Source organism: Neorhizobium galegae bv. orientalis str. HAMBI 540 (genome assembly GCF_000731315.1).
Taxonomy (GTDB): Bacteria; Pseudomonadota; Alphaproteobacteria; order Rhizobiales; family Rhizobiaceae; genus Neorhizobium; species Neorhizobium galegae.
Window position 1 is genome coordinate 4,444,995 of record NZ_HG938353.1, and the last position, 24,787, is coordinate 4,469,781.

27 protein-coding genes are annotated in these 24,787 nt (G+C 62.5%); 6 read left to right on the plus strand and 21 right to left on the minus strand.

The annotated features are described in order from the left end of the window. Positions 1-13: 13 nt before the first annotated feature. Positions 14-445, minus strand: coding sequence for a MarR family winged helix-turn-helix transcriptional regulator (locus tag RG540_RS21385; RefSeq protein WP_038548012.1), 432 nt, complete (start codon positions 443-445; stop codon positions 14-16). A gap of 389 nt (positions 446-834) precedes the next feature. On the opposite strand from RG540_RS21385, the gene polA reads away from it, so the two are divergent. Further along, entirely contained in the window at positions 835-3,840 is a 3,006-nt protein-coding gene (gene polA, locus RG540_RS21390) for a DNA polymerase I (protein WP_407668857.1), read from the plus strand. 9 nt (positions 3,841-3,849) lie between these two features. On the opposite strand, the gene RG540_RS21395 is transcribed toward polA, so the two are convergent. From RG540_RS21395 to RG540_RS21450, 12 genes are all read right to left on the minus strand, one after another. After that, the gene (locus RG540_RS21395) at positions 3,850-4,146 is read right to left on the minus strand and encodes a hypothetical protein (protein ID WP_038592199.1); all 297 of its coding nucleotides are present in this window, start codon (positions 4,144-4,146) and stop codon (positions 3,850-3,852) included. Between the two features lie 77 nt (positions 4,147-4,223). After that, positions 4,224-4,802: a phosphonate metabolism protein/1,5-bisphosphokinase (PRPP-forming) PhnN gene (phnN, locus tag RG540_RS21400; protein WP_038594423.1), complete on the minus strand. Its 579-nt coding sequence runs from the start codon at positions 4,800-4,802 to the stop codon at positions 4,224-4,226. 20 nt (positions 4,803-4,822) lie between these two features. Continuing rightward, entirely contained in the window at positions 4,823-5,962 is a 1,140-nt protein-coding gene (locus RG540_RS21405; RefSeq protein WP_038592202.1) for an alpha-D-ribose 1-methylphosphonate 5-triphosphate diphosphatase, read from the minus strand. After that, entirely contained in the window at positions 5,959-6,672 is a 714-nt protein-coding gene (locus tag RG540_RS21410) for a DUF1045 domain-containing protein (RefSeq protein ID WP_038592205.1), read from the minus strand. Before RG540_RS21410 ends, RG540_RS21405 begins: the two co-directional genes overlap by 4 nt. A 112-nt stretch (positions 6,673-6,784) precedes the next feature. Next, on the minus strand, positions 6,785-8,128 hold the full coding sequence (gene phnE / locus RG540_RS21415; RefSeq protein WP_157884635.1) for a phosphonate ABC transporter, permease protein PhnE: 1,344 nt from the start codon (positions 8,126-8,128) through the stop codon (positions 6,785-6,787). Beyond that, complete coding sequence (gene phnE, locus RG540_RS21420; RefSeq protein ID WP_038592210.1) at positions 8,128-9,108, minus strand: phosphonate ABC transporter, permease protein PhnE; 981 nt, start codon at positions 9,106-9,108, stop codon at positions 8,128-8,130. The genes phnE (RG540_RS21415) and phnE (RG540_RS21420) overlap by 1 nt, the downstream gene beginning before the upstream one ends. A 71-nt stretch (positions 9,109-9,179) precedes the next feature. After that, a complete protein-coding gene (gene phnD / locus RG540_RS21425; RefSeq protein WP_038592212.1) occupies positions 9,180-10,091 on the minus strand; it encodes a phosphonate ABC transporter substrate-binding protein in 912 nt (303 codons plus the stop codon). A gap of 81 nt (positions 10,092-10,172) precedes the next feature. Then, entirely contained in the window at positions 10,173-11,030 is an 858-nt protein-coding gene (phnC, locus tag RG540_RS21430) for a phosphonate ABC transporter ATP-binding protein (protein ID WP_038592215.1), read from the minus strand. Positions 11,031-11,144: 114 nt separating this feature from the next. Next, positions 11,145-11,762: a DapH/DapD/GlmU-related protein gene (locus tag RG540_RS21435; protein WP_038592218.1), complete on the minus strand. Its 618-nt coding sequence runs from the start codon at positions 11,760-11,762 to the stop codon at positions 11,145-11,147. Then, positions 11,759-12,469 (minus strand): phosphonate C-P lyase system protein PhnL, encoded by a 711-nt coding sequence (gene phnL / locus RG540_RS21440; protein ID WP_038592221.1) that lies wholly within the window; start codon positions 12,467-12,469, stop codon positions 11,759-11,761. Before phnL ends, RG540_RS21435 begins: the two co-directional genes overlap by 4 nt. Before the next feature lie 12 nt (positions 12,470-12,481). Next, the gene (gene phnK / locus RG540_RS21445) at positions 12,482-13,258 is read right to left on the minus strand and encodes a phosphonate C-P lyase system protein PhnK (protein ID WP_038592229.1); all 777 of its coding nucleotides are present in this window, start codon (positions 13,256-13,258) and stop codon (positions 12,482-12,484) included. A 229-nt stretch (positions 13,259-13,487) separates the two neighbouring features. Beyond that, positions 13,488-14,369, minus strand: coding sequence for an alpha-D-ribose 1-methylphosphonate 5-phosphate C-P-lyase PhnJ (locus tag RG540_RS21450; protein WP_038592232.1), 882 nt, complete (start codon positions 14,367-14,369; stop codon positions 13,488-13,490). 48 nt (positions 14,370-14,417) lie between these two features. On the opposite strand from RG540_RS21450, the gene RG540_RS21455 reads away from it, so the two are divergent. Further along, complete coding sequence (locus RG540_RS21455; RefSeq protein ID WP_038592235.1) at positions 14,418-14,648, plus strand: hypothetical protein; 231 nt, start codon at positions 14,418-14,420, stop codon at positions 14,646-14,648. 35 nt (positions 14,649-14,683) lie between these two features. Here the strand turns inward: RG540_RS21455 and RG540_RS21460 are convergent, their stop codons facing one another. From RG540_RS21460 to phnG, 3 genes are all read right to left on the minus strand, one after another. Beyond that, positions 14,684-15,790 (minus strand): carbon-phosphorus lyase complex subunit PhnI, encoded by a 1,107-nt coding sequence (locus RG540_RS21460; RefSeq protein ID WP_038592245.1) that lies wholly within the window; start codon positions 15,788-15,790, stop codon positions 14,684-14,686. A 118-nt stretch (positions 15,791-15,908) separates the two neighbouring features. Continuing rightward, positions 15,909-16,511 carry a phosphonate C-P lyase system protein PhnH gene (phnH, locus tag RG540_RS21465; protein WP_038592248.1) on the minus strand — a complete coding sequence of 201 codons (603 nt, stop codon included), beginning with the start codon at positions 16,509-16,511 and terminating at the stop codon, positions 15,909-15,911. After that, the gene (phnG, locus tag RG540_RS21470; protein WP_038592251.1) at positions 16,511-16,984 is read right to left on the minus strand and encodes a phosphonate C-P lyase system protein PhnG; all 474 of its coding nucleotides are present in this window, start codon (positions 16,982-16,984) and stop codon (positions 16,511-16,513) included. The genes phnH and phnG overlap by 1 nt, the downstream gene beginning before the upstream one ends. An 84-nt stretch (positions 16,985-17,068) precedes the next feature. Here phnG and phnF point away from each other — a divergent pair, with 84 nt between their 5' ends. Together phnF and RG540_RS32420 are read left to right on the plus strand one after the other, a co-directional pair. After that, entirely contained in the window at positions 17,069-17,809 is a 741-nt protein-coding gene (gene phnF, locus RG540_RS21475; protein WP_038592253.1) for a phosphonate metabolism transcriptional regulator PhnF, read from the plus strand. A 102-nt stretch (positions 17,810-17,911) separates the two neighbouring features. Continuing rightward, positions 17,912-18,454, plus strand: a complete 543-nt coding sequence (locus RG540_RS32420; RefSeq protein WP_155414685.1) for a DUF6680 family protein — start codon at positions 17,912-17,914, stop codon at positions 18,452-18,454. A gap of 30 nt (positions 18,455-18,484) precedes the next feature. Here RG540_RS32420 and RG540_RS21480 read toward each other — a convergent pair whose 3' ends face one another. The 5 genes from RG540_RS21480 to mepA form a co-directional block, all read right to left on the minus strand. Continuing rightward, the gene (locus tag RG540_RS21480; protein WP_038592256.1) at positions 18,485-19,120 is read right to left on the minus strand and encodes a 2,3-bisphosphoglycerate-dependent phosphoglycerate mutase; all 636 of its coding nucleotides are present in this window, start codon (positions 19,118-19,120) and stop codon (positions 18,485-18,487) included. A gap of 25 nt (positions 19,121-19,145) precedes the next feature. Next, a complete protein-coding gene (gene dapB / locus RG540_RS21485; protein ID WP_038592259.1) occupies positions 19,146-19,964 on the minus strand; it encodes a 4-hydroxy-tetrahydrodipicolinate reductase in 819 nt (272 codons plus the stop codon). Positions 19,965-20,118: 154 nt separating this feature from the next. Then, positions 20,119-21,141 carry a glucokinase gene (locus RG540_RS21490; RefSeq protein ID WP_038592262.1) on the minus strand — a complete coding sequence of 341 codons (1,023 nt, stop codon included), beginning with the start codon at positions 21,139-21,141 and terminating at the stop codon, positions 20,119-20,121. Positions 21,142-21,149: 8 nt separating this feature from the next. Then, complete coding sequence (locus RG540_RS21495; protein WP_007758050.1) at positions 21,150-21,530, minus strand: methylglyoxal synthase; 381 nt, start codon at positions 21,528-21,530, stop codon at positions 21,150-21,152. A gap of 120 nt (positions 21,531-21,650) precedes the next feature. Continuing rightward, the gene (gene mepA, locus RG540_RS21500; protein WP_051909560.1) at positions 21,651-22,709 is read right to left on the minus strand and encodes a penicillin-insensitive murein endopeptidase; all 1,059 of its coding nucleotides are present in this window, start codon (positions 22,707-22,709) and stop codon (positions 21,651-21,653) included. On the opposite strand from mepA, the gene RG540_RS31195 reads away from it, so the two are divergent. Both RG540_RS31195 and RG540_RS21505 read left to right on the plus strand, forming a co-directional pair. After that, entirely contained in the window at positions 22,708-22,902 is a 195-nt protein-coding gene (locus RG540_RS31195; RefSeq protein ID WP_046600387.1) for a hypothetical protein, read from the plus strand. The two genes, mepA and RG540_RS31195, sit on opposite strands and share 2 nt — an antisense overlap. 51 nt (positions 22,903-22,953) lie before the next feature. Beyond that, positions 22,954-24,744, plus strand: coding sequence for an extracellular solute-binding protein (locus tag RG540_RS21505; protein ID WP_244446701.1), 1,791 nt, complete (start codon positions 22,954-22,956; stop codon positions 24,742-24,744). The last annotated feature ends 43 nt before the right edge of the window (positions 24,745-24,787 follow it).

Consider the following 24,787-nt stretch of genomic DNA (forward strand, 5'->3'; position numbering starts at 1 on the left):
GGCGCGGCCTCAGTCAAACCTTGCGGGCGTTCTCGACGATCATCCGCATATATTCGATCATCAGTTCACGCTCGAAGCGGCGGAAGCCTGAAAAAAGCGCTGCATCCGCCTCGGAAGCGGCTTCGACGGCCTGGATTTCCAGCTCGCGGCCGAGCGGGGTGAGGGTAATGATCTGCGCTCGCCGGTCGTTCGGATGAGGGGTGCGCTGGATCAGCCCATCCCGCTCCATGCGGGCGAGCGTATTGGCGAGTGTTGCCTGTTCGACTTCCAGCTTGTCGAGGAGCTGCTTCTGCGTCAGCCCGTCTTCCTGCCAGAGTTCGAGCAGGACAGGAAACTGCCCGGGAGAAAAGCCAAGCACCATGGCACGCTTCTGCAAGGAGCGCGCAAAGCCTTTGGCGAGTTGGCCCGCCAGGTATGTCGCCGAATGCGAGCGGTCGAATCCCATGGCTGGTCTTCATCCCTCCCTGAACGAGCCCGTTTGCGAGCGTTATCTACCAGATATATCGCACGCCATGCTTTCGCCAAGCCTGTGCGAAGATGGGGAAAATGACAAGTCTTTCCTGCAAAAGGGCAATAAAAAACCGCCACGGCAGGGAGGGGACAGCCGTGGCGGTTCTGATGGAGGGACAAAGGCCCGGAGAGGGGGATAGGCCTTTGTCCGGTCTGGGTGCGGCGGGGGACAGGCCGACTGCCAGACTGCGGCGTGATCAATCGCCGGTAACAAGGAAATGTGGAACCGAGACGGGCTTTTCAAGAGAAAGCATATTACAAATCGGTAACGTTCCGGTGAGGCGCGCGCGGCCCCGCGGGGCGAAGTTTTCGTGGACGGATCAAATGCCCCACGCTATTCCTTGCGCCATGAAAAAAGGCGATCATCTTTTCCTTATCGACGGTTCCGGCTTCATTTTTCGCGCGTTCCACGCGCTGCCGCCGCTCACCCGCAAGTCCGACGGCCTGCCGGTCGGCGCCGTCTCCGGCTTCTGCAACATGTTGTGGAAGCTGCTGACCGATGCGCGCGACACCTCGGTCGGCGTGACGCCCAGCCATTTCGCGGTCATCTTCGACTATTCCTCCAAGACCTTCCGCAAGGATCTCTACGACGCCTACAAGGCGAACCGCTCGGCGCCGCCGGAAGAGCTGATCCCGCAGTTCGGCCTGATCCGCCAGGCGACCCGCGCATTCAACCTGCCCTGCATCGAGACCGAAGGTTTCGAGGCGGACGACATCATCGCCACCTACGCCCGTCAGGCCGAGGCGACCGGCGCCGATGTGACGATCGTCTCGTCCGACAAGGACCTGATGCAGCTCGTGACGCCGAACGTCCACATGTATGACAGCATGAAGGACAAGCAGATCGGCATTCCCGACGTCATCGAGAAATGGGGCGTGCCGCCGGAGAAGATGATCGACCTGCAGGCAATGGTCGGCGATTCGGTTGACAACGTGCCGGGCATTCCGGGCATCGGCCCGAAGACGGCAGCCCAGCTTCTCGAGGAATTCGGCGATCTCGACACGCTGCTCGCCCGCGCCGGCGAAATCAAGCAGGTGAAGCGCCGCGAAAACATCGTCGCCAATGCCGACCTCGCCCGCCTTTCGCGCCGGCTCGTCTCGCTGCGGCTCGACGTGCCCTTGGACCTCGATCTCGATGCGCTGGTGCTGGAGCCGCAGGACGGCCCAAAACTGGTCGGCTTCCTGAAGACCATGGAATTCGGCACGCTGACGCGCCGCGTCGCCGCCGCTTGCAACTGCGATGCCGATGCCATCGAACCCACCGTCGTCAACGTCGAATGGGGTCAGGCCGCTCGCGGCCCGGATCTCGATGCCGGCGGTACGGCAGCGGTCGACACCGGCGAGGCAGCGGCGGAAGCGCCCGCCAAGGCGCCGGTCGCCAAGGGCATGGAGGCGGCAACGCCGGCCGCACTCGCAGAGGCCCGCATCGAAGCCTTTGCCAAGGCCAAACTCGATCCGAGCTGCTACGTGACCATCCGGGACCTGACGGTGCTAGACGACTGGATCCGCGCGGCGCAGGAAACCGGTCTCGTCGCCTTCGATACGGAAACCACGTCGCTCGATCCGATGCAGGCGGAGTTGGTTGGTTTTTCGCTGGCGCTTGCGGATAACATCGCCAACCCGTCCGGCCTCGAAGTCCGCGCGGCCTATGTGCCGCTGATCCACAAGACCGGCGTCGGCGATCTGCTCGGCGGCGGGCTTGCCGAAAACCAGATCTCGACCAGGGAGGCGCTGGCGCGTCTGAAGCCGCTGCTGGAGGACCAGTCGGTCCTGAAAGTGGCGCAGAACCTGAAGTTCGATTACCTGCTGATGAGGCGTCACGGCATCACCGTCGAGGGTTACGACGATACGATGCTGATGTCCTACGTGCTGGAGGCCGGCAAGGCGAGCCATGGCATGGACGCGCTGTCGGAGCGCTGGCTGAACCACAAGCCGATCACCTTCAAGGAAGTTGCCGGCAGCGGCAAGGCGGGCGTCACCTTCGATTTCGTCGACATCGACAAGGCGGCCGCCTATGCCGCGGAAGACGCCGACGTGACGCTGCGCCTGTGGATGGTGCTGAAACCGCAGCTGGCGGCAGCGGGGCTGACGCGCATCTATGAACGGCTGGAGCGGCCGCTGGTTTCCGTGCTCGCCCGCATGGAAGAACGCGGCATCACCATCGACCGGCAGATACTGTCCAGACTTTCCGGCGAGCTTGCCCAGCGGGCCGCCGCCTTCGAACACGAGATCTACGAGCTGGCGGGCGAAAAATTCACCATCGGCTCGCCGAAACAGCTCGGCGACATCCTGTTCGGCAAGATGGGCCTGCCGGGCGGCGCCAAGACCAAGACCGGCCAGTGGTCGACCTCGGCCAGCGTGCTGGAAGACTTGGCCGCCGAAGGTCATCCCCTGCCGCGCAAGATCGTCGACTGGCGTCAGCTCACCAAGCTGAAATCCACCTATACCGATGCGTTGCCGGGTTACGTCCATCCCGAGACCAAGCGGGTGCACACCTCCTATGCACTGGCCTCGACAACGACCGGCCGCCTGTCCTCCTCCGAGCCGAACCTGCAGAACATTCCGGTGCGCACGGGGGAAGGCCGCAAGATCCGCACCGCCTTCATCTCTACGCCCGGCCACAAGCTGGTTTCCGCCGACTACAGCCAGATCGAGCTGCGTGTGCTTGCGCATGTGGCCGATATTCCGCAGCTGCGCCAGGCCTTTGCGGATGGGATCGACATTCACGCGATGACGGCCTCGGAAATGTTCGGCGTGCCGGTGGAAGGTATGCCCAGCGAAGTGCGCCGCCGCGCCAAGGCGATCAACTTCGGCATCATCTACGGCATTTCCGCCTTCGGACTAGCCAACCAGCTGTCGATCGAACGCTCGGAAGCGGGCGACTACATCAAGAAGTATTTCGAGCGCTTCCCGGGCATCCGCGATTACATGGAAAGCACCAAGACCTTCGCCCGCGAGAACGGTTACGTCGAGACGATCTTCGGCCGCCGGGCGCATTATCCGGAGATCAAGTCCTCCAACCCTTCGGTGCGCGCTTTCAACGAACGTGCGTCGATCAATGCGCCGATCCAGGGTTCGGCCGCCGATATCATCCGCAGGGCCATGGCGAAGATGGAATCGACGCTCGAAACGGCCGGACTGAACGGAAAGGCCCGCATGTTGCTGCAGGTGCACGACGAACTGATCTTCGAGGTCGAAGACGAAGAGATCGACAAGACCTTGCCGGTGATCATCTCGACCATGGAGCACGCGGCCATGCCTGCGATCTCGATGCGGGTGCCGCTGAAGGTCGACGCGCGCGCTGCCAGCAATTGGGACGAGGCCCATTGAGCTTGAGGCTCAGTGTTCCTGCGGGTAGAGGGACATAAGCGCGGTCGAAAGCAGCTCGTCGGCATAGGTGCAGGCGGTGAGCCGCGCATCCTCCGGCATGTTCATCTCGTGACAGCGCTGGTGCACGGCTTCGAGAACGAGGTTGCTGATTCCGCGGGCGTGTTCGACATCCGCATTTTCGGACGTGTCCATGGCAAGCGCCAATGCCGTCATGGAGACGATTTCCAGAACAACGACGCGCGCTTCCAGATCGATGGCGGTTGCTCCATCGGGACGTTGCACTTCGCGCGGCTTGCTCTGACCCATGATTTTTCCTTTCCTGATATAAGGAAAGACAAATAGAGCCGGATCAGGGACTTTAAAGAACGATCGAACGTTTTTCGCTAACTAATCTGGTGGCTTGTAAAGCAACCGTTGAGAGCGTCGACCAGGGCCCTGCCGGCATCTTCGAGCGATCCGCTATTGTCGATCGTCATCACCTGGTAGTCGCCGGTCACGGCAAGCGAACTGCGTTCGAGACGCCGAAGTATCTCCTCGCGCGTTTCCCGTCCGCGCGCTTCGAGCCGGGCCGCGAGCACGTCCAGGCTGGCGGTGATGTTGATGACCACGAGCGACGGATAGACATCCTTGAACCGGGCAAGCGCGGAACGCGAGCCGTTGGCGACGACCAACTGGCCTTTCGCCATGGCCTCTTTGGTCTCGGCGGGAATGCCGTACCGCAGGCCGTGGGCACCCCAGGAGACCGCAAAACGGCCGGCCTTTTCCAGAGCCTCGAATTCCGCTTCGGAAACGCCGTCGTGATCCTCGCCGCCGGCGGCGGCATTGCGGGTGATAATCCGCCGCACGAAGACGACGTCATCGCGGCCTTCGAAGAACCGGGCGGCATAGGCCATCAGCGTGTCCTTGCCGGCCCCGCTCGGGCCGACGACGGCGACCATGCAGCCGCTTCGCTCCGGTTCCATTGTTGTCGGCCTGGCGTCCATCAGGCGACCCGCCGGCCTTCCCGCCAGACGGCGCGGGAGACGGGAACGCCCTCTTCGTGATGGACGCGGACGATATCGGCGCGCAGGCCCGTCGCGATCCGGCCCCGGTCGTCGAGGCTGACGGTGCGGGCAGGGGTCGACGTCACCATGGCGAGCGCCTTCGGCAGCGAGATGCTTTCGACCTCTGCGGCGAGCACGAAGGGCGCATGCAGCAGGCTGAGCGGCACGTAATCGGAGGAGAGCACGTCGAGCACGCCGCGTTCGGCCAAGTCGCGAGCGGCGATATTGCCGGAATGCGACTTGCCGCGAACGATGTTCGGGGCACCCATCAGCACGCTCATACCCGCTTCGTGCGAAGCCTTTGCCGCATCGAAACTGGTCGGGAATTCCGCCAGCCGGACACCGTTGTCGACCGCTTCGCCCACATGAGAGAGCGTCGCGTCGTCATGGCTTGCGATCGTAATGCCACGCTCGGCGCAGACCTTCGAGATGGCAGCGCGGTGCGGTGTCGCGTTGCGTGCCGATTCTCCCTGGCGTTTGGCCACGAAGGCGGCGAATGCCTCGTCGCTGAGACCGCGCTTCTTCTGGTAGTAGAGCGTGTACTGATCCATCGTCTGGAACTGCCGCTGGCCCGGCGCGTGATCCATCAACGAGACGAGCCGGACATGCGGATCATTCTCGAAATCGACGAAATGCTCCATGCAATTGTCGGCGGAGACTTCGCAGCGCAGATGCAGGAAATGTTCGGAGCGCAGGCGGCCGTATGCGCCGGCGGCGGCAATCGCATCCGCCATGGAGCGCATTTCGCCATGGGCAAAGCCGCCGTCCTCGTCGGCGCCCATGCGCAGGCAGTCGAAGACGGTGGTGATGCCGGACGTGGCAATCTGCGCGTCATGGGCCTGGATCGCTGCCGTGGTGTTCCAGCGCACGCCCGGACGCGGCGAATAATGCTGTTCCAGATGGTCGGTATGGAGTTCGACAAGGCCCGGGATCAGGTAGTCGCCCTCGAAATCCTCGCCGGTATGGACATTACCTTCCGAGATATCGGTGATCTTGCCGTTCCGGATCTGGACGGAGCCGGAGATCACGCTGTCCTCGAGCACGATGCGGGCATTGGTGAGCACGAGTTCGGCGGTCATGATGCGGTCTTTCTATTTTCGAAGGCAGACGCCAGCGGAAGCCAGCGATGAGCAATGAAGGGTGCGCCGCGCTCGGGCTCGACAAAGATGGCGAGGCCATCGATGGTCAGCGGCGCGTTGGCGAAATCGGCGAAGCGGCGGTCGAGCTCGCGGCGCATGGCAGGCGCCTCCTCGGCCGGGACTTGGCCCGTCAGCGTCATGTGGAAGCGGAACTCATCCATGACATAAGGATAACCCCAGCGATCGAGATTGGCGCGCTGCGCTGAGCTCAGCATATCAGGTTTACGCCGCGCGACATCGGCTTCCGACAGCGGCGCGCGGAAATGTTCGAACTCTTCGACGACGCGTCCGGCGAAATGCTGGAGCTCAGGGTAGATCGTGTCGGGCACCAGCGCGAAGAACCGTCCCAGCTGGCCGACGATGACGTTCGGGATGTCGAACGCCGTGGTCCCTGCGGCAAAGCGTTCGGCGGCCCTGATCAGCTCGGCTTCCGTCCGGTCTGGATGCAGCTCGAACGGCGCCTTGAGCGTCGCGTGAAAGGCGTAGCGGCGCGGATCGGCGGTCAGTTCATGGACGGTGTCGCGGGACAGGCCGTCGACATCGGGCGTCGGAAACGTCTCGCCGGTAAAGGCGTCACGGCCGAGCCAACGCGCTGCCGCCTTCGTCAGCGGATGGTTTTCGGCGGGCGAAAAATAGAGAGCGTAGCGCAAAACGGGATTCCGGAATCAGGAGAAGGCCGGCCGACCTTACCTGTCCGCCGGCCCGCAAAACAGGACCCTCGGCTAAAAGATTTCCGTGACAGAATGATGATAATCCGGCCTGTTAGTGACCCTTTTTGCCCATGACCCGCGAACGCAGCGCATTCGAGAGGTTGTCGAAGACGAAGACCACGAGAAGGATCAGCAGGACCATGTAGGCGACCTTGTCCCAGTCGGCATTGGTCTTCATGGATTCGAGCAGCTTGAGGCCGATACCGCCGGCGCCGACAGCGCCGATCACGGTCGCCGAGCGGGTGTTGGACTCCCAGAAATACAGCGATTGCGAGATGAAGATCGGCAGGACCTGCGGCACGACGCCGTAACGCTGCACGATGACCGGCGCGGCACCCACCGACTTGACGCCCTCGCGCTGCTTGTCATCGACATTCTCCAGCGCTTCCGAATAGACCTTCCCGAGCGCGCCGGTGTCCGTGAAGAAGATGGCGGCGATCCCCGGCAACGGCCCTGGCCCGAAGGCGCGGGTGAAGAACAAGGCCCAGATCAGCATGTCGATGGAGCGCAGGAAGTCGAAGAAGCGCTTCATCCCCCAGTTCATCGGCCGGCTTGTGGTGATATTGCGCGCCGCGACGAAGGCGAGCGGGAAGGCGAAGAGGGTGGCGAACAGCGTGCCGACAAAGGCCATGACCAGCGTCTGCATCAGCTTGGAGAGAATGTCGCCGTGCTGCCAGCTGCCATTGTTCAGGAAATTGTCGAGCGCCAGCGAGGCATTCGATTGAGCCGGATCGAGCCGCTCACCGAAGAGCACAAGCCCGGCGACGCCGGTGACGCTGCGGCCCCAGAACGGCGAGTGCGTGTCGAAGAAGAAATTCGCCCAGCCGAGAAAACGCCGCTGGATATAGACTTGGTTGCTGCGGATTTCCGCCTGGCCGGCGAAGCCGAACCGGACATTGACCTTGCTGTCGTCCTGCTCCATCCGCGCCGGGGCGCCTGCCGGCAGAGACGCCCGGTCCCCGTTGATCACTACGGGATAGAGCTTGCCGTCGATATAGACGTCGACCTGGCTCGGGGTCACTTCCAAGCGGTTTTCGCCGCCGAAAAGGACCGTGTAGCCGCCGTTCGAGGTCGGCTTCAGCCAGTCGATTGCCGCACCCTCGGGATATTGGCGGCGGCTGGTCCATTGCGGCACGACCTGGCCGTTCTGGAAGCGCAGACGCGGCTGGGCGCGCCAGGAATACCAGTCCTGGATATAGATCGCCGCGCGGTCCCAGTTGCCGTTCACGAAGGTCGGGATGACGTTGAAGAAGGAAAAGCAGAAGGCGAGGTAGACGAACACCGTAACGGCGGCGATCGCCAGGCCCCAGCGCTGCATGAAGCTGCGGTGAAAGACCTCCGGATAGGCGGCGAGCAGGCGTTCGCGATCGGCGGCGTTGACGGCGAGAGTGGACATCAGGCAGCTCCCCGGCCGAATTCGAACGATTGCCTGCCGATCAGCCGGCGGCGCAGCCAGGCCGAGAACTGGTCGACGCAGATGACGGTGACCAGCAGAAGGATGATGATCGCATAGGTCTTGGCGGCGTGGTCGCGGCCGATCGACAGGCTGAACACCTCGCCGATGCCGCCGCCGCCGACGGCGCCGATAATGGTCGAGGCGCGCACGTTGATCTCGGTGCGCAGCAGTGTGTAAGACACGAAATTCGGCAGGACCTGCGGCAGGATCGCGAAACGGACGCGCTCCAGCCAGCTGGCGCCCGCGGCTCGCAGGCCCTCGTCCGGCTTCATGTCGGCATTCTCGACCACTTCGAAGAACAGCTTTCCAAGCGCACCGATGGTGTGGAAGGAGACTGCGATGATCGCCGCGATCGGACCGATCGATAGGATGGCGGCGAGAAGCCCGGCGATCACGATCTCCGGGAAGGCGCGCATGATTTCCATGATCCGCCGCACTCCCCAGCGCACCGCCCGCGAGCCGACGAGGTTGGAGGAGGCGAAGAAGCAGAGCAGGAAGGCGCCGGTCGAGCCGAGAATGGTCGAAACGATGGCGATATTGAGGGTGATGGCAAGCTGGTAGAAGAAATTCGGAATGTAGAAGCTGTCGGTGATCCAGACACGGTCGCTCGTATAGTCGAACTTGATCGAGCCGTCCGCATAGGGCGACGGCAGGTCGAACATGGCGCGGAAGATCTCCAGCGGGCTGTTGGGCACGAAGCTCTTGATGAAGTCGAAGAAATACGGAAGGCGTTCGAAGAACTTGCCGGAATTGGCTTCGTTGGCGAAATCCAGCGACGCACCGAGAACGATCAGGAAAACGACGATGGAGACGACGGTGTAGATCCGGCGCGTCCGCACCTGGCTCTGGTAGTGGTCGAGGATGGTGCGGGAGCTTTCCTGCAGCCCGCTGAACTGAGCGGTTTCGGCCACGTGCGCCATTCTGGGCATCCTTGTTGAACGAGCGGCGGCATCGTCATGATGCCGCCGCAAGATATTGATCAGACGTTGGATCAGCCGCCGATGACAGCCTTACGAGCGTCGATGATAGTCTGGTAGAACTTCTGGTCGACCGGCGACCAGTCGACGTAACCGCCGCCCGTGAAGCTCTCGAAGCAGGCCTTGTCCTTCTTCGGCAGCTCGGCGAAGTAAGCGGTCACCTTCTTCTTCATGTCGTCCGAAAGCTTGTTGGAAACCATCAGCGGGCCGTTCGGGATGAGCGGCGACTTCCAGACCTGGACGATGTCGTCCATGTCGAGCAAGCCCTTGGTGACCATGATGTGCAGGTTGCCGGACGAGTAGCCCTGCGCCCAGTCGCCGACGGCCGAACCGAAGGTGGTGCCGACGTCGAACTTCTTGTCGAGAATGCCGAGAACGAGGTTCTCATGGCCGCCGCCGAAACCGGTTTCGGAGAAATACTGCTTGACCGGCATGCCGACATCCTTCGGCAGGGCGACGTTCGGGACGAGGTAGCCCGAGGTCGAGTCGGGGTCGGCGAAGCCGATCTTCTTGCCCTTGGCGTCGGCGAGCGTCTTGATGCCCGAATCCTTGCGGGCAACCATGATCGAGTAGTAGCCGGTCGAACCGTCGGCCTGCTTGGTGGTCAGGACCGGGGTAACGGCATTCGGGTCCTTGATGTAGATTGCTGCGTAGGAAGCAGCGCCCATGACGGCGAGGTCGATCGTGCCGCCGAGCAGGCCCTGGATGACGCCGTTATAGTTCGGCGACGGGAAAAGCTTGACGTCCGAAGCGCCGGTCGCGGCGATCAGGCCCGGCTTGACGCATTCGGTGCGGCGAACCTGGTCGGCTTCGTTTTCGCCGCCATCGAGACCGATGCGCAGAACGGGTGCGCTCTGGGCGTGGGCCTGGCCGGCGACGGCAGCGATGGCGATCGTCGCCATCAGGATCTTGCGGAATGCAGACATGGAAGTCTCCTTTGGTGATTGGGGTGGTCAACCCGGAAAGGGCGTCAGTCTTCCGGCCGCGGGTCGGCAGCCGGAAACGGGTCAGCGCATGGCGGCGGCTTCGGCCATCATGCCGGATGTGTCGATCGCGACCGGAGCCTCGCCGCGACGGGTGGAGGCGAGGCTGGTCGATGTCATCGTCTCGTCGATCCCGGCGCCATCCCTGTCGGAGCCGTAGATCTCGCGCACCGCATTGGCATTGAGCTCCTGCGGCGGTCCGTCGAAGACGACGCGGCCGCCCGCCATGCCGATAATCCGTTCGCAATAGCTGCGGGCGGTATCGAGGGTGTGCAGATTGGTGATGACCGTGATGCCTTCGCGCTCGTTGATGTCGCGCAACGCATCCATGACGATCTTGGCATTGAGCGGATCAAGCGAGGCGATCGGCTCGTCGGCGAGCATCATTTTCGGGGCCTGCACCAGCGCACGGGCAATCGCCACGCGCTGCTGCTGTCCGCCGGACAATGTTCCGGCCGCCTGCAACGCCGTCTGTTCGATGCCGAGTCGCTCGAGCGCCGCCATCGCCATGACGCGCTCGTCACGGCTGAAGATTTTCAAGAGGCTCATCGTTGTCGAGCGGTGATTGAGACGGCCGAGCAGCACATTGGTCATCACGTCGAGGCGTGGCACCAGGTTGAACTGCTGGAAGATCATCGCGCAGTCGCGCTGCCAGTTGCGCAGTGCCCGGCCCTTGAGGGAGGAGACTTCGGCGCCGTTGAAATAGATGGAGCCGGAACTCGGCTCCTGCAGGCGGTTGATCATGCGCAGCAGGGTCGACTTGCCGGCGCCGGAGCGGCCGATGATGCCGACCATCTGGCCCTGGGGAATCTCGACGTTCACGGCGTTCACCGCGATACGATCGCCGAAACGGCGGGTGATGTCCCTCAACTCGAACTTCATGCTCTCTCGCCAATTCAGCCTTTTTCTGAGAGCTCGATAGCGATGGTTGATGAAGTCTGAATGTCGGTTTTATGTCGGTTTTATTATATTCCGAAAGCGTCCGTCACGCTTTCGTTATGTGGCATGACGTGACACGAATTCCTCTGCCGAAAGTGCCCGGAAATCATCGAGAGCAGCTCTCAGTTTCAGGTGATCCCAGTCCCACCAGGCAAGCCGGTCCATCGCCTCGCCGACCGCTTTTGTGAAACGTTCGCGGATGAGTTTCGCCGGCACGCCGCCGACGATCGTATAGGGCGCGATGTCCTTCGAGACGACCGCACCGGCGCCGATCACAGCGCCATTGCCGACGGTAACGCCCGGCAGAACGGTGGCGCCATGGCCGATCCACACGTCATGGCCGACGGTGACGCGATGGTCGCGCCGCCATTCGAAGAAGCTCTTTTCGTCTTCCGCGTCGTCCCAGTAGTTGGCGGCGCGATAGGTGAAATGATGCAGCGTCGCCCGCCAGGTCGGGTGGTTGGTGGCGTTGATGCGCACCGAGGCCGCCATGTTGACGAACTTGCCGATCGTCGCGCACCAGATCGAGCCGTCCTGCATGATGTAGGAATAGGCGCCGATCTCGGCCTCGCTGATGCGGCAGCGTTCGGAAACTTCCGTATACGGGCCGAGCGTGGAATTGCTGACGTTTGCCGTTTCGTGGATTGCGGGCTCGAGCCCCACCTTGACGCTCATGCGGCTACTGCCTTTCGCGGAGAAAATTGGGAGACGTCGAGAACGCGGTCTGCCACCGCCTCGCGCACTTCCTCGTCGTGGAAGATTCCGAGAAGGGCGACGCCCTCGCGTTTCTTGTCCGCGATCATATCCACGACGACGCGCCGGTTGACCGCGTCGAGCGACGCGGTCGGCTCGTCGAGGAGCAGGATGCGGTGGCTGGTGATGAAACCGCGGGCGATGTTGACCCGCTGCTGCTCGCCACCCGAAAACGTCGCGGGCGGCAGGCTCCAGAGCTCCCGCGGCAGATTGAGCTTGGCCAGAAGCTCGGCCGCCTTGTCGCGCGCTTCCGGGGCTGCGATACCGCGAGCGACCAGCGGTTCGGCGACCACGTCAAGCGCGGAGACACGCGGCACGGTGCGCAGGAACTGGCTGACATAACCGAGCGTATGGCGCCGCACGTCAAGCACGGTACGCGGATCGGCGCGGGCGATATCGACGAGCCGGTCCTTGTGATCGACGAGGATCTGCCCGGCATCGACGGCGTAGTTGCCGTAGAGCATCTTCAGGATCGAGCTCTTGCCGATGCCTGACGGTCCGCCGAGCACGACGCATTCGCCGCTCGCGACCGAAAAATTCACATCATTGACGACCGGCAGCTTGATGCCGTCGCGCAGATGCATGGTGAAGCTTTTGAAGACCTCGGAAACGACGAGGGGAGTTGCCATGATCGTTTTTCCTCAGACCTGAAGAATGGAAGAGACGAGGAGCTGGGTATAAGGCTCGCGGGGGTCGTCGAGCACCCGGTCGGTCAGCCCGTGTTCGATCACATGGCCATCCTTCATCACCATCATCCGGTGCGACAGGAGGCGGGCGACAGCGAGATCGTGGGTGACGACGATCGCCGACAGGCCGAGATCGTTGACGAGGCCACGCACGAGATCGAGCAGGCGCGCCTGAACCGAGACGTCGAGGCCGCCGGTCGGCTCGTCCATGAACACGAGGCGCGGGCCGGTGACGAGGTTGCGGGCGATCTGCAGGCGCTGGCGCATGCCGCCGGAAAAGGCGCGGGGCTGGTCGTCGATGCGGTCGGTGCCGATCTCGACGCGGGTCAGCCAGTCGCTCGCCGTCTCGCGGATCTTGCCGTAGTGACGGTCGCCGACAGCCATCAGCCGCTCGCCGACATTGGCGCCGGCCGAGACCGTCATGCGCAGGCCATCGGCCGGGTTCTGGTGCACGAAGCCCCAGTCTGTGCGCATCAGGAAGCGCCGTTCGGCCTCGCTCATATGGTAGAGGTCGCGGAAATTGCCGTCGCGCATCCGGTATTCGACGCTGCCGGTCGTCGGCATCAGCCGGGTCGACAGGCAATTGAGCAGCGTCGTCTTGCCGGAGCCGGATTCACCGACGATGGCAAGCACTTCGCCCGGCCACAGATCGAAGGAAACATCCTTGCAGCCGATCCGGCTGCCATAGAATTTCGAGACGCCGCTGACTTTGAGAAGAGGGGTGTCGGTCATGGCGTTTTGTCCTTGAATGTCGGCGCGTGGGGTTCACCCCCCTCTGTCCTGCCGGACATCTCCCCCTCAAGGGGGGAGATCGGCAAGCGGGTAAGCCTCAGCCCCAAATGGGATCGGGCAGTTCGATAAGCGGTGTCTTCAAGAGGGATCGAGCGGGCGCGTCTATCCAATCTCCCCCCTTGAGGGGGAGATGTCCGGCAGGACAGAGGGGGGTAAGCCACAACCAGTGTCATTCCGCTGCCTCCTTGGCAGGCGCCAGCAGGGCGCCGACATGGCCGTGTTCGCGGCGGTCCTCGCAATTGTCGGTGTCTGAACAGACGAACATGCGGCCGCCCTTGTCGTCGAGTACCACTTCGTCGAGATAGACATTCTCGGCGCCGCAGAGCGCGCAGGGTTTGTCGAACGTCTGGATCTCGAACGGATGATCTTCGAAGTCGAGGCTGACCACGTCCGTATAGGGTGGCACCGCGTAGATCCGCTTTTCGCGGCCGGCGCCGAACAGCTGCAGCGCTTCCGACCGGTGCATTTTCGGATTGTCGAATTTTGGCGTCGGCGACGGGTCCATCACGTAGCGGCCCGCGACCTTCACCGGATAGGCATAGGTCTTCGAAATCCGGCCGTTATGGGCGATGTCCTCGTAGAGTTTTACATGCATGAGGCCGTATTCTTCCAGCGCATGCATCTTGCGGGTCTCGGTCTCGCGCGGCTCGAGGAAGCGCAAGGGCTCCGGGATCGGCACCTGGTAGACGAGGATCTGGCCCTCGGCGAGCTTGTGCTCGGGAATGCGATGGCGGGTCTGGATGATCGTCGCGTCCTTGGTGTGGGTGGTGACGGCGACATTGGCGACCTTCTGGAAGAAGGCACGGATCGAGACCGCATTGGTCGTGTCGTCTGCGCCCTGGTCGATCACCTTCAGCACGTCTTCCGGGCCGATGATCGCGGCCGTCACCTGCACGCCGCCGGTGCCCCAGCCGTAGGGCATCGGCATCTCACGGGAGGCGAAGGGCACCTGGTAACCGGGGATGGCGATCGCTTTGAGGATCGCGCGGCGGATCATCCGCTTCGTCTGCTCGTCGAGATAGGCGAAGTTGTAGGTGGCGAGGTCCGTCATCTTGGAGTATCCTGTGACTGCATGAACCAACTAGAAGGAAAGGCTGTCATGGACGCCATCACTTCGAACGGATTGCTGGGCGTGGCCGTCTTCGCGGCCTTTGTCGCCTGCGGGATCATCATTCCCTTTTATGTCATCAAACCCCCGAAAGACGCCGGGATGGCCAATGCGGGCAGCGACGGCGGCTGGGCCGGAGGCTCTGCGAGCAGCTGCGATAGCGGCAGCGCGGGCGGCGCCTGCGATGGTGGTGGTGACGGGGGAGGCGGCGGAGGCGATTGAGCCGCCCCTGAACTGCGGCCGAACCGGCATGGCGGTCATTCGGCGGCCTCCTGCAGGCCGTTGCTGCCATTGCGCGCCGCCTCGATGTCCGAGCGCATCTTGCGCACCAGCGCAAGCTCGGCCTGGAAGTCGACGTAATGCGGTAGCTTGAGATGCTCGACGAAACCCGTCGCCTGGACGTTGTCCGAATGCGAGATCACGAATTCCTCGTCCTGCGCCGGCGCGGTAATATCCTCGCCGAACTCCTCGGCCCGTAGCGCCCGGTCGACCAGCGACATCGACATCGCCTTGCGCTCGCTCTGGCCGAAGACCAGGCCGTAGCCGCGGGTGAACTGCGGCGGCGCCTTGGACGAACCCTTGAACTGGTTGACCATCTGACATTCGGTGATCCGGATGCGGCCGAGCGAGACGGCAAAGCCGAGTTCTGCGACCTCGATCTCGACTTCCACTTCGCCGATGCGGATTTCGCCGACGAACGGGTGGTTGCCGCCGTAACCGCGCTGGGTGGAATAACCGAGCGCCAGCAGGAAGCCCTCGTCGCCGCGGGCGAGCGCCTGCAGGCGCAGATCGCGGCTCATCGGAAATTCCATCGGCTCGCGGGTGATGTCGCCGGCCTGATGGTCCTCGGAAAACTCGCCGTCCGGTTCGATCAGACCTTCATGGGCGAGAATGTCCGAGACCCGCATGATTTGCTCTTCCGGCGCGTCGCGGCGCTCAGGCTCATCGACCGGACTGTCGGTGAGCAGCGAGGGATCGAGCAGGCGGTGGGTATAGTCGAATGTCGGGCCGAGAAGCTGGCCGCCCGGCAGGTCCTTGTAGGTCGCCGAAACGCGCCGCTCGACCTTCATGGCGGCCGTATCGACCGGAACCGAAGAGCCGAAGCGCGGCAGCGTGGTGCGATAGGCGCGCAGCAGGAAGATCGCCTCGATCATGTCGCCGCGCGACTGGCGGATGGCAAGCGCCGCGAGCGCCCGGTCGTAAAGCGAGGCCTCGGCCATCACCCGGTCGACAGCGAGGCCCAGCTGCTCGACGATCTGCTCGATGGTGACAGAAGGAAGTGAGCGATCACCCCGACGCCGGTCGGCCAGCAGCCTGTGAGCGTTGTTGATGGCGGCCTCGCCACCCTTGACGGCAACATACATGGTTCATTCTCCTGGCCATCACCGGCATTCCATGGAAGACGCGGGCGGGGTTTGGTCGTTCGGCCCCCATTGGCTGCCCCAAGCGGGCGGCCCCAAGGCTAAAAAGTCTGGCATCCGTTCATTGCGTTGCGATCCGTACCGTCCGCGGCAGGCATAACAGGCTCTTGCCGGCTGTCAGGATGACATCGACGCCGCGCGGGAAGAGCGCCCGGTTATCGGCCCAAAGCCGCGGAAAGACTTCCGGCAGACCCTTCACCATGACGGTGGTCGCATGCGGAATGCCGGGGCCGGTCAGCGTCAGCGGCAGGCCTTCGCCAAGTGCTGAGACTTCGATGACCAGCGTCGTCGAACGGTCCGGATATTCCTGGGTGCCGGCCGAAAACAGGCCGAACGAGGCGAGCGTCGCACCGGCTTCAACGAAGGCGAAGCGGGCCTCCGCTTTTTCGCGGGTGATCGGGGCTCCGGTGTGGAAACCGATCCATTCGCCGGTGGCCGATTTGGCAAGGCCGGCGCTCAACCAGACGGGCGTTTCATGGTCGCAGAGCGTCACGGCGATCGCCCCGGCTGCTCCTCCAAGCGGCTCGGGCTGACCGACATCCGGTCCGACGATGCGGATCGTTCCCGGACGGGCCATGCCGTCCATCAGCATGCGGAACACGCCTTGGGACTCGAAAACCGGCTCTCCGAACCCGCCGGAAAGCGCTTGCGTCTTGATGTTCATCAGTCGTCCCCCCGTACCATGGTGAAGAAATCGACGCGGGTCGCTGCCGTCTCCTCTGCCTTTTGTTTGTCCTCCACCGCGATGCGGGCCTCGATGGGGCCGAGCAACGTGGTCTCCACGAAATCGCGCGTGTCGGCCTCCTGCCAGAGCGCGTCGAAAATGGCTGCAAGCCGGACATTGTTCTTGGCAGTGCCGAGCGCCTGCGCATGGCCGGCCGTGCCGGATGCGAGGAGCACGGTCGCCCGCGTCACCGTCGCCTCGCCAAGATTGAAGGGTGCGCCTCCGCCGCCGATGCGGCCGCGGACCATCACCAGTCCGGTCTCCGGCCCGCGCACGGGCTTGACCTCCGGTTTGGCCGGAAGCTTGTCCCAGGCGGCACGCAATTCGTCTGTCATCGCCCGCGCAAGCAGGCCAACCGCACGGCGGCGTCCGTTGGTTTCTGCGTTCGGCCCGATTTGTTTCGCCAGGTCCATTGCCAAGCTCCAAAATGTCTATTAATATAGACAACCATACAAGTTACCTATACTACTAACTTCCGCATATAACAAGCGTGTGACATGGATACGGGGCAGACAAACGTTCACCGGCAAAACGGGGTGGCGCTCTGGCGGCAGATCGCCGACCGCATTCGCGCCTCGATCGCCAACGGCGACTACGACGCGACCGGCAAGGTGCCGCCGGAATTCACGCTGGCTGCGCAATTCGGCGTCAATCGCCATACCGTGAGAAGCGCGCTTGCCGCCCTCGCCCAGGAAGGCATCGTCCGGTCGGTGCAGGGACGCGGTACGCTGATCGAGCGCAAGGAACGGCTGAACTTCCCGATCACGCGGCGCACCCGGTTCAGCGAGGGTATCGGCGATCAGGCGCGGGAAAAGGAAGGCCTGCTGCTTCATTCGGCACAGGAACCGGCTTCAACCGATCTGTCGGCCCGGCTTCGCCTTCCCGAAGGCGCGCCGGTGATCCGGCTGGAAACGCTGAGGAAGGCGGATCACCGCCCGGTCTCCCGCTCGACGACCTGGTTTCCGGCCGAACGTTTCGGCGGCATCGAGGAGGCCTATAGCAAAAGCGGCTCGATCACGGTCGCATTCCGGATGCTCGGCCTTTCGGATTATCTGCGTGTGTCGACGGAAGTGACCGCGACCCATGCGGACGGCGCGGATCTCGTCGACCTGCAGCTATCGCCGGGAGCCATTATCCTTGTCGCCCGCGCGCTCAATACCGATACCGAAGGCGTGCCGGTCCAATACGCCGTCAGCCGCTTTCCGGCCGATATGGTGCAGTTCACGATCGAGAATTGAGCTCTAGCCAGACGTCAACAATCATGTGGAGCAAAATCCGAGATTTCTCGCTGGCACTCGTTTCAGTGGTACGATCCCAAAGCTCGAAACTGGTGATTCCCGATGTCGACCTCTGATTGGATGATTATCCTCGCAACGCTTGCAGGCCCGATTTTAGCAATACAGGTCCAAAAGTTTTTGGAGCGTGGCCGTGAAAATCGCAATCGGCGTCTTCAGATATTTCGGACGTTAATGGCTACTAGAGCGGCATCCGTCTCTCCAGCCCATGTAGAAGCTCTTAATTCAATAGCTTTGGAATTTTACGGCAGAAAGAGATCTTCTAAAGCAGTAGTCGAGGCCTGGAAGCATTACCTCGATCACCTGTCTCAAGATAATGCTAATTTGGCAATTTGGGGCCAAAAGCGTGTTGATCTATTTATAGATCTTCTTCATAAAATGGCACCAACTGTAGGCTACGAGTTTTCAAAAGTTGAAATTAGTAGGGAAATATATTCTCCAAAAGCTCACGAAGAACTTGAGGCACATCAGCACATTATCCGCGAAGGAATTGTTCGCATACTTAGCGGAGGCGCCGCACTCCCCGTGGAAATCCACCATGGGCCGCAAGGAGGCGGTGAGATTTTACCGAGTCCACCCCATCCCTAGGAAGGGGTGGACTCGGCAGAAGCAATTGCCTCAGTGCGCGCCGGACATGTCGCCGAGAACGTCCTTTGAGGCGACAGTCGAGTCGGCCTTGAGCGTGTAGACCATCGGCACGCCAGTCGCGAGATTGAGCTTGAGGATCTCTTCCTTGCTGAGTCGGTCGAGCACCATCACCAGCGAGCGAAGCGAGTTGCCGTGCGCGGCGACGAGGACCTTTTCGCCGCGCAGCACGCGCGGCAGGATTTCCGTCATGTAGTAGGGCCAGACGCGGGCGCCGGTATCGCGCAGGCTTTCGCCGCCCGGCGGCGGAATGTCGTAGGAACGGCGCCAGATATGCACCTGTTCCTCCCCCCATTTGGCGCGTGCGTCGTCCTTGTTGAGGCCGGATAGATCACCGTAGTCGCGCTCGTTGAGCGCCTGGTCGCGGATCGTCTCCAAGTCCGGCTGGCCGACCTTGTCGAGGACGATCTTCAACGTGTCCTGGGCGCGCTTCAGCACCGAGGTGAAGGCAATGTCGAACTTGATGCCCGTTGCTGCCAGCGCTTCGCCGCCGGCCTCGGCTTCCTGGATGCCGAGCGGCGTCAGATCCGGATCGCGCCAGCCGGTGAAAAGGTTCTTGAGATTCCAGTCGCTCTGGCCGTGGCGAACGAGGACGAGAGTTCCGCTCATGGGATGAATTCCTCCGGGAAGATTTTCAGGAAAGCCCGAGCACGTCGAGCATGGAGTAATGGCCGGGCTTCTTGTCGCGCGCCCAGAGCGCTGCGGCAACCGCGCCGCGGGCGAAGATCGAACGGTCGCGCGCGCTGTGTGAGAGCGTCACCAACTCGCCTTCGCCGGCAAGCACGACTGAATGGTCGCCGACGACCGAGCCGCCGCGCAGCGTCGCAAACCCGATCGTGCCGGTCGGGCGGGCGCCCGTATGGCCGTCGCGCACCCTGACGGACTGGCTTGCGAGATCGATGCCGCGGCCTCGTGCCGCCGCTTCGCCGAGCAGCAGTGCCGTTCCAGATGGCGCGTCGACCTTGTGCTTGTGATGCATTTCGAGGATTTCGATATCCCAGCCGGCGGCGGGCAAAGCCTTCGCCGCCTGCGCGACAAGCACACCCAGCAGGTTGACGCCGAGGCTCATATTGCCGGATTTGACCAAGCGCGCATGGCGGCCGGCCGCCTTGAACTTTTCCTCGTCCTCAATCGAACATCCGGTCGTGCCGATGACATGGACGATCCGTGCCTGCGCGGCGAGGATGGAGAAGGCGACGCTGGTCGCGGGTGTGGTGAAATCGAGCACGCCCTCGGCATCGAGAAAAGCCTGAAGCGGATCGGCGGTCACGGGGACTCCAAGCGTTCCGACGCCCGCGAGCTCGCCTGCATCCTTGCCGATGAACGGCGAACCTTCGCGCTGGACCGCTGCGTGCAATGTTACACCGTCGGTTTCATGAATAACCCGGATCAGTGCCTGGCCCATCCGACCCGCTGCGCCGACCACCACGAGTTTCATGTCATTTGCGGTCATGTGCGGCGTAGTCCCTGCTTTTGTCGGTCGGTCTTTTCGAGCGGTTACAGCTTGTTGGGGCGAGCGTAAAGGCCGCTTCCGCGCTGCGCAAGCATCTCTTGCAGGCCGTCTCCAGGAAACCGGCCTCGCCCGCGGCGATGGTCTCGGTCCGGTCCTAGCGTTGCCAGCGGCGGCCATCCATGGAAAGGCCGTAGGCGGAGGGCGTGCGGGCAAAGCTTGCAAGGCCGGCGAGTGCCGCCTGCGGGTGGGTCACCACGAAGGTCGGGATCGTGCCCATCAGCTCCGTATGCGGCGCTTTGTCTTCGAAGGCGGCACGGAACTCCGGGCCTTTCAGCGCCGGAATGATCTTCTGCGAAATGCCGCCGGCAAGATAGACGCCGCCTCGCGCCATGAAGATCAGTGCCATATCGCCAGCGACACGGCCGAGATAGGTGGCAAATAGCGAAAGCGTTTCGACGGCCTGGGAATTCGAGCCACCTAAACCGTGGGCCGTGATATCCGCCGGATCGGAAAACGCAGGCTGCAGACCGTCGGCCGCGCAGACGGCCTGGTAGATGTTGACGACGCCGCGGCCGCTCAGGATTTCTTCCGCAGAAACGCGGCCCTCGATGCGCTTGAGATGCGGAAAGATCTCGAAATCCCTCTCAGAACGCGGGCCGACATCCACATGTCCGCCTTCGCCGGGAACCGGAAACCACATGTGCCGCGCATAGACGAGGCCGGCAACGCCGAGGCCGGTACCCGGACCAAGCACGACGCGCGATGCCATATGCGGCTGGTTATTGGGGCCAAGCGTCTCGCGGTATTCGTCGGGCATGGCCGCGACGGCAAGCGCCTGGGCTTCGAAATCGTTGACGACCAGCACGTCCTCGAAGCCGAGTTGGGTGATCATGCCTTTCGGCCGCACCACCCAATCGCAATTGGTCAGATCGATCTCGTCGCCGTCGATCGGTCCCGCAATGGCAAGGATCGCCGAGCGCGGCTGAACGGAACTCGAATCGAGCACGATTTTCTGGATCGCGTCGTCGATCGTCGGATAGTCGGCGGTGCGCACGTTCGGAAACGGCTTAGGTTCCGCATAGGCGTCGAGGAGGATGGAGAAGCGGGCATTGGTGCCGCCGATATCGCCGATCAGGATCGGAAACGGCAGTTTGTCTGTCTTCATGGTATCGGCCATCGGGAAGCTTAGTCCTTCTGAAAGTCGATGAGTTTTTCGGCGGTGGCGCGGTTGAGTGCCATGGGAATGTCGTAGACGGTAGCCAGCCGCGTCAGCGCCTTGACGTCGACATCGTGGGGAAGCGCGCTCAAGGGGTCGATGAAGAACACCAGCATGTCGACCTCGCCGGTTGCGATCATCGCGCCGATCTGCTGGTCGCCGCCGAGCGGGCCGCTCTTCAGCCGCGTCACTTCAAGTCCGGGGCAGGCATCCTGAACCCGGCCGCCGGTCGTACCGGTGGCGACGATGCGGAACCGCGACAGCGCCACCTGGTGATGGCGGGCGAAATCCGCCATATCATTCTTCTTCTGGTCGTGTGCGATCAACGCGATGCAGGGCTTGGCCGACATGATTGGGTGTCCTCGCCAGAACGATTTTCAATCGATTTGTGATGCGTTCTAGCGTGCCGCTTCGGTCTTGGGAAGGTGGCGTCGAGACCGGCGTTTTCGATCGCGGGCCTCATCCGGAAACTATTGCAGCGGACGCGGCGTCGGGATCGGCATGTCATCGGAAGCGGGCGGCGGATCGTTGACGATCGCTTCGACAGTCCTTGCCGATGCCGACGCGGCAGGCTGAGCCGTGTAGGCCACGGCGCTGCCGCCGAATGTCGCATCGTCTTCGGAACGTGAGGGGGCCGCAAGCACGGCCGCACAGGCCTTCGGCAGGTCCGAGAGCATCACCTGACGCGGTTTTACCGGTTTCTTGTTCGGGTCCGGCTTGGGCGGCGGTGCCCAAGGCTCCTTGGTGAACCACCAGGCAAATCCCTTGCTGCTGCAGTCGTCGCCCTTCGGCACTGCGGCCTGCTTCTGGCAGGTGGTGGAGCCCGGCGGGCAGGAGATGCGGATATGGAAATGTTCGTCATGGCCGTAGATCGGCCGCACCTTGCCAAGCAGGTCACGGTTGCCGGTCCAGGTCTCGCAGAGCTTCTTCTTGATGGCAGGATTGACGAAGACGCGGTCCACCTGCGGATAGCTCGCCGCCTGCATGACGAGCTTGGCATGGGTGCTGGTCCAGCGGTTGGAATCGACGGTCAGGAACTTGCTCTTGTCGAGCATGGAAGTGAAGGGATAGCTTTCGCGCTGCTGCACGCTCAACGGCTGGGTGGGCTTCGGGGTGAACCAGATATCTGCATCGAGGCCGATCTGGTGCGAGGAATGGCCGTTGATCATCGGGCCGCCGCGGGGCTGCGAAATGTCGCCGATGAGAATGCCGGAACCCCAGCCGAGCCTTGCTGCGTCACCGGAAAACCGTTCGAGCAGCGCGATCATTTCGGGATTGCCCCAGCGGCGATTGCGCGAAAGGCGCATCGCCTGCCAGGTCGGCCCGTCGGTCGGCAGTGCCACGGCGCCGGACATGCAGCCCTTGGCATAGAAACCGAGCGGTTCTGCGTCCGCCTTGCTCGGGAGTTTAATGCCTCCGAAAAGCTGTTTCGCTGGCGTGCCTTCCTGCGCCGCTACCGAACCTGCGAAACTTCCGCATAGGAGTGCCGCCGCCGTCAGCCGCAGAATTGTACCCGAAATCGATCTCATGCCCATCCGCCGCAAATCACCTGATCGCTTCCAAACTACCGTGAAACAGGATTTTGGTGAAATGGAGATGGTGGAAGCCTTGCCGATTTTCAGGAACATAACGCCGGATAAAACGGATGTGAGTTTGGAACTCCTGTTTTTCGCCGCCTTTTGCCCTATGCTTCACCGCAACAAAGAAACTCACAAGGGGTAACGTATGCTCTTGGCCCGCCTGAAGACAGCTTTCGTGATCGCTCTCACTGCAATGTCCCTCTGGACATCCGCGGCGACCGCCCAGGAGCCGAAATGGCGGCATGGCATGGCTGTCGTCGGTGACCTGAAGCTGCCGGCAGACTTCAAGCAGCTCCCCTATGTCGATGCGAACGCGCCGAAGTCCGGTGAACTGCGCCTCGGCGACGAAGGAACGTTCGACAACCTCAACCTCGTGATCGACCGGGGTACCGCGGCTTCGGGTGTCAGCCTGATCTACGACACGCTCATGAAGCGGTCGGAGGACGAGGTTTTCGGTACCTACGGCCTTTTGGCCGAGGCCGTGTCCTATCCGGACGACGTGTCTTCGGTGACGTTCCGATTGAAGCAGGAGGCGAAATGGGCGGATGGGCAGCCGGTCACCCCGGAGGACGTGATCTTCAGCCTGGAGAAGCTGAAGGAGCATAGCGCCCTCTATTCCGGCTACTATCGGCACGTCACGGGTGCTGAAAAGACCGGCGACCGCGAGGTGACCTTCCGCTTCGACGAAAAGGACAATCGCGAACTGCCCTCGATCGTCGGAGATTTTCCGATCCTGCCGAAGCACTGGTGGCAAGGCAAGGATGCACAGGGCAACCAGCGCGACATTTCCCGCACCACCTTGGAGCCGCCCATGGGGTCCGGCCCCTACAAGATCAGCGCCGTTCAGCCGGGCTCCGGCATCCGCTACGAACTGCGCGACGACTACTGGGGCAAGAACCTGCCGATCAATCTCGGCCAATATAACTTCCGGACGATCAGCTACACCTATTTTTCCGATGCCGACGTGGAATTCGAGGCTTTCCGGGCTGGCAACATCGATTACCGCCAGGAAAACAGTTCGAGCCGCTGGGTCACGCGGTACGATTTCGATGCGGTGAAGGATGGGCGGGTCATCAAGGAAGCTCTGACCAACCCGTTCAAGGCCGTCGGCGTCATGCAGGCTTTCGTGCCGAACATGCGGCGCGACATATTCAAGGATGCGCGGGTCCGCGAGGCGCTGAACTATGCCTACGACTTCGAGGATCTCAACAAGAACCTCGCCTATGGAGGCCTGAAGCGGGTCGACAGTTTTTTCTGGGGCACCGAGCTTGCTTCGTCCGGCCTGCCGCAGGGAAAAGAGCTGGAGATCCTCAACGGGTTGAAGGACAAGATTCCGGCGAGGGTGTTCACAACTCCGTACACCAACCCCGTCGGCGGCGACCCGAACAAGGTGCGCGATAACCTGCGCACCGCCATCGGCCTGCTGAAGGAGGCCGGATGGGAACTGAAGGGCAACCGGATGCTCAATGCCAAGACCGGACAGCCCTTGGGTTTCGAAATTCTCCTGAACAGCCAGTCGCAGGAGCGCACCGTGACGCCCTATGTGACAAGTCTCAAGAAAATAGGCATCGATGCCCGGCTCCGGATAGTCGACGCATCGCAATATATCAATCGAGTCCGCAGCTTCGACTACGACATGATGTACGGGGTTTGGGCCCAGACCATGAACCCCGGCAACGAACAGGCGGACTATTGGGGATCGGCGTCCGTTAGCCGGCCTGGATCGCGCAATTATGCAGGTATCGCCGATCCGGCGGTGGATCAGTTGATCAGCATGATTACCGCTGCCCAGAGCCGGGAGGATCAGGTGGCGGCCGTCAAGGCGATGGACCGGGTGCTGCTCGCCAACCACTATGTCGTTCCGATGTTCTATTCCGGCGAAGCGAGGATCGCCTACTGGAACCGCATCACGCATCCGCAGAGACTGCCGGAATACAGCATAGGTTTCCCCGAGACCTGGTCGGCCAAAAGCCCTGCCAAATGACGCAGTAAGCGCGGACTTGCGCCGCCGACCGGCACCTGTTCCA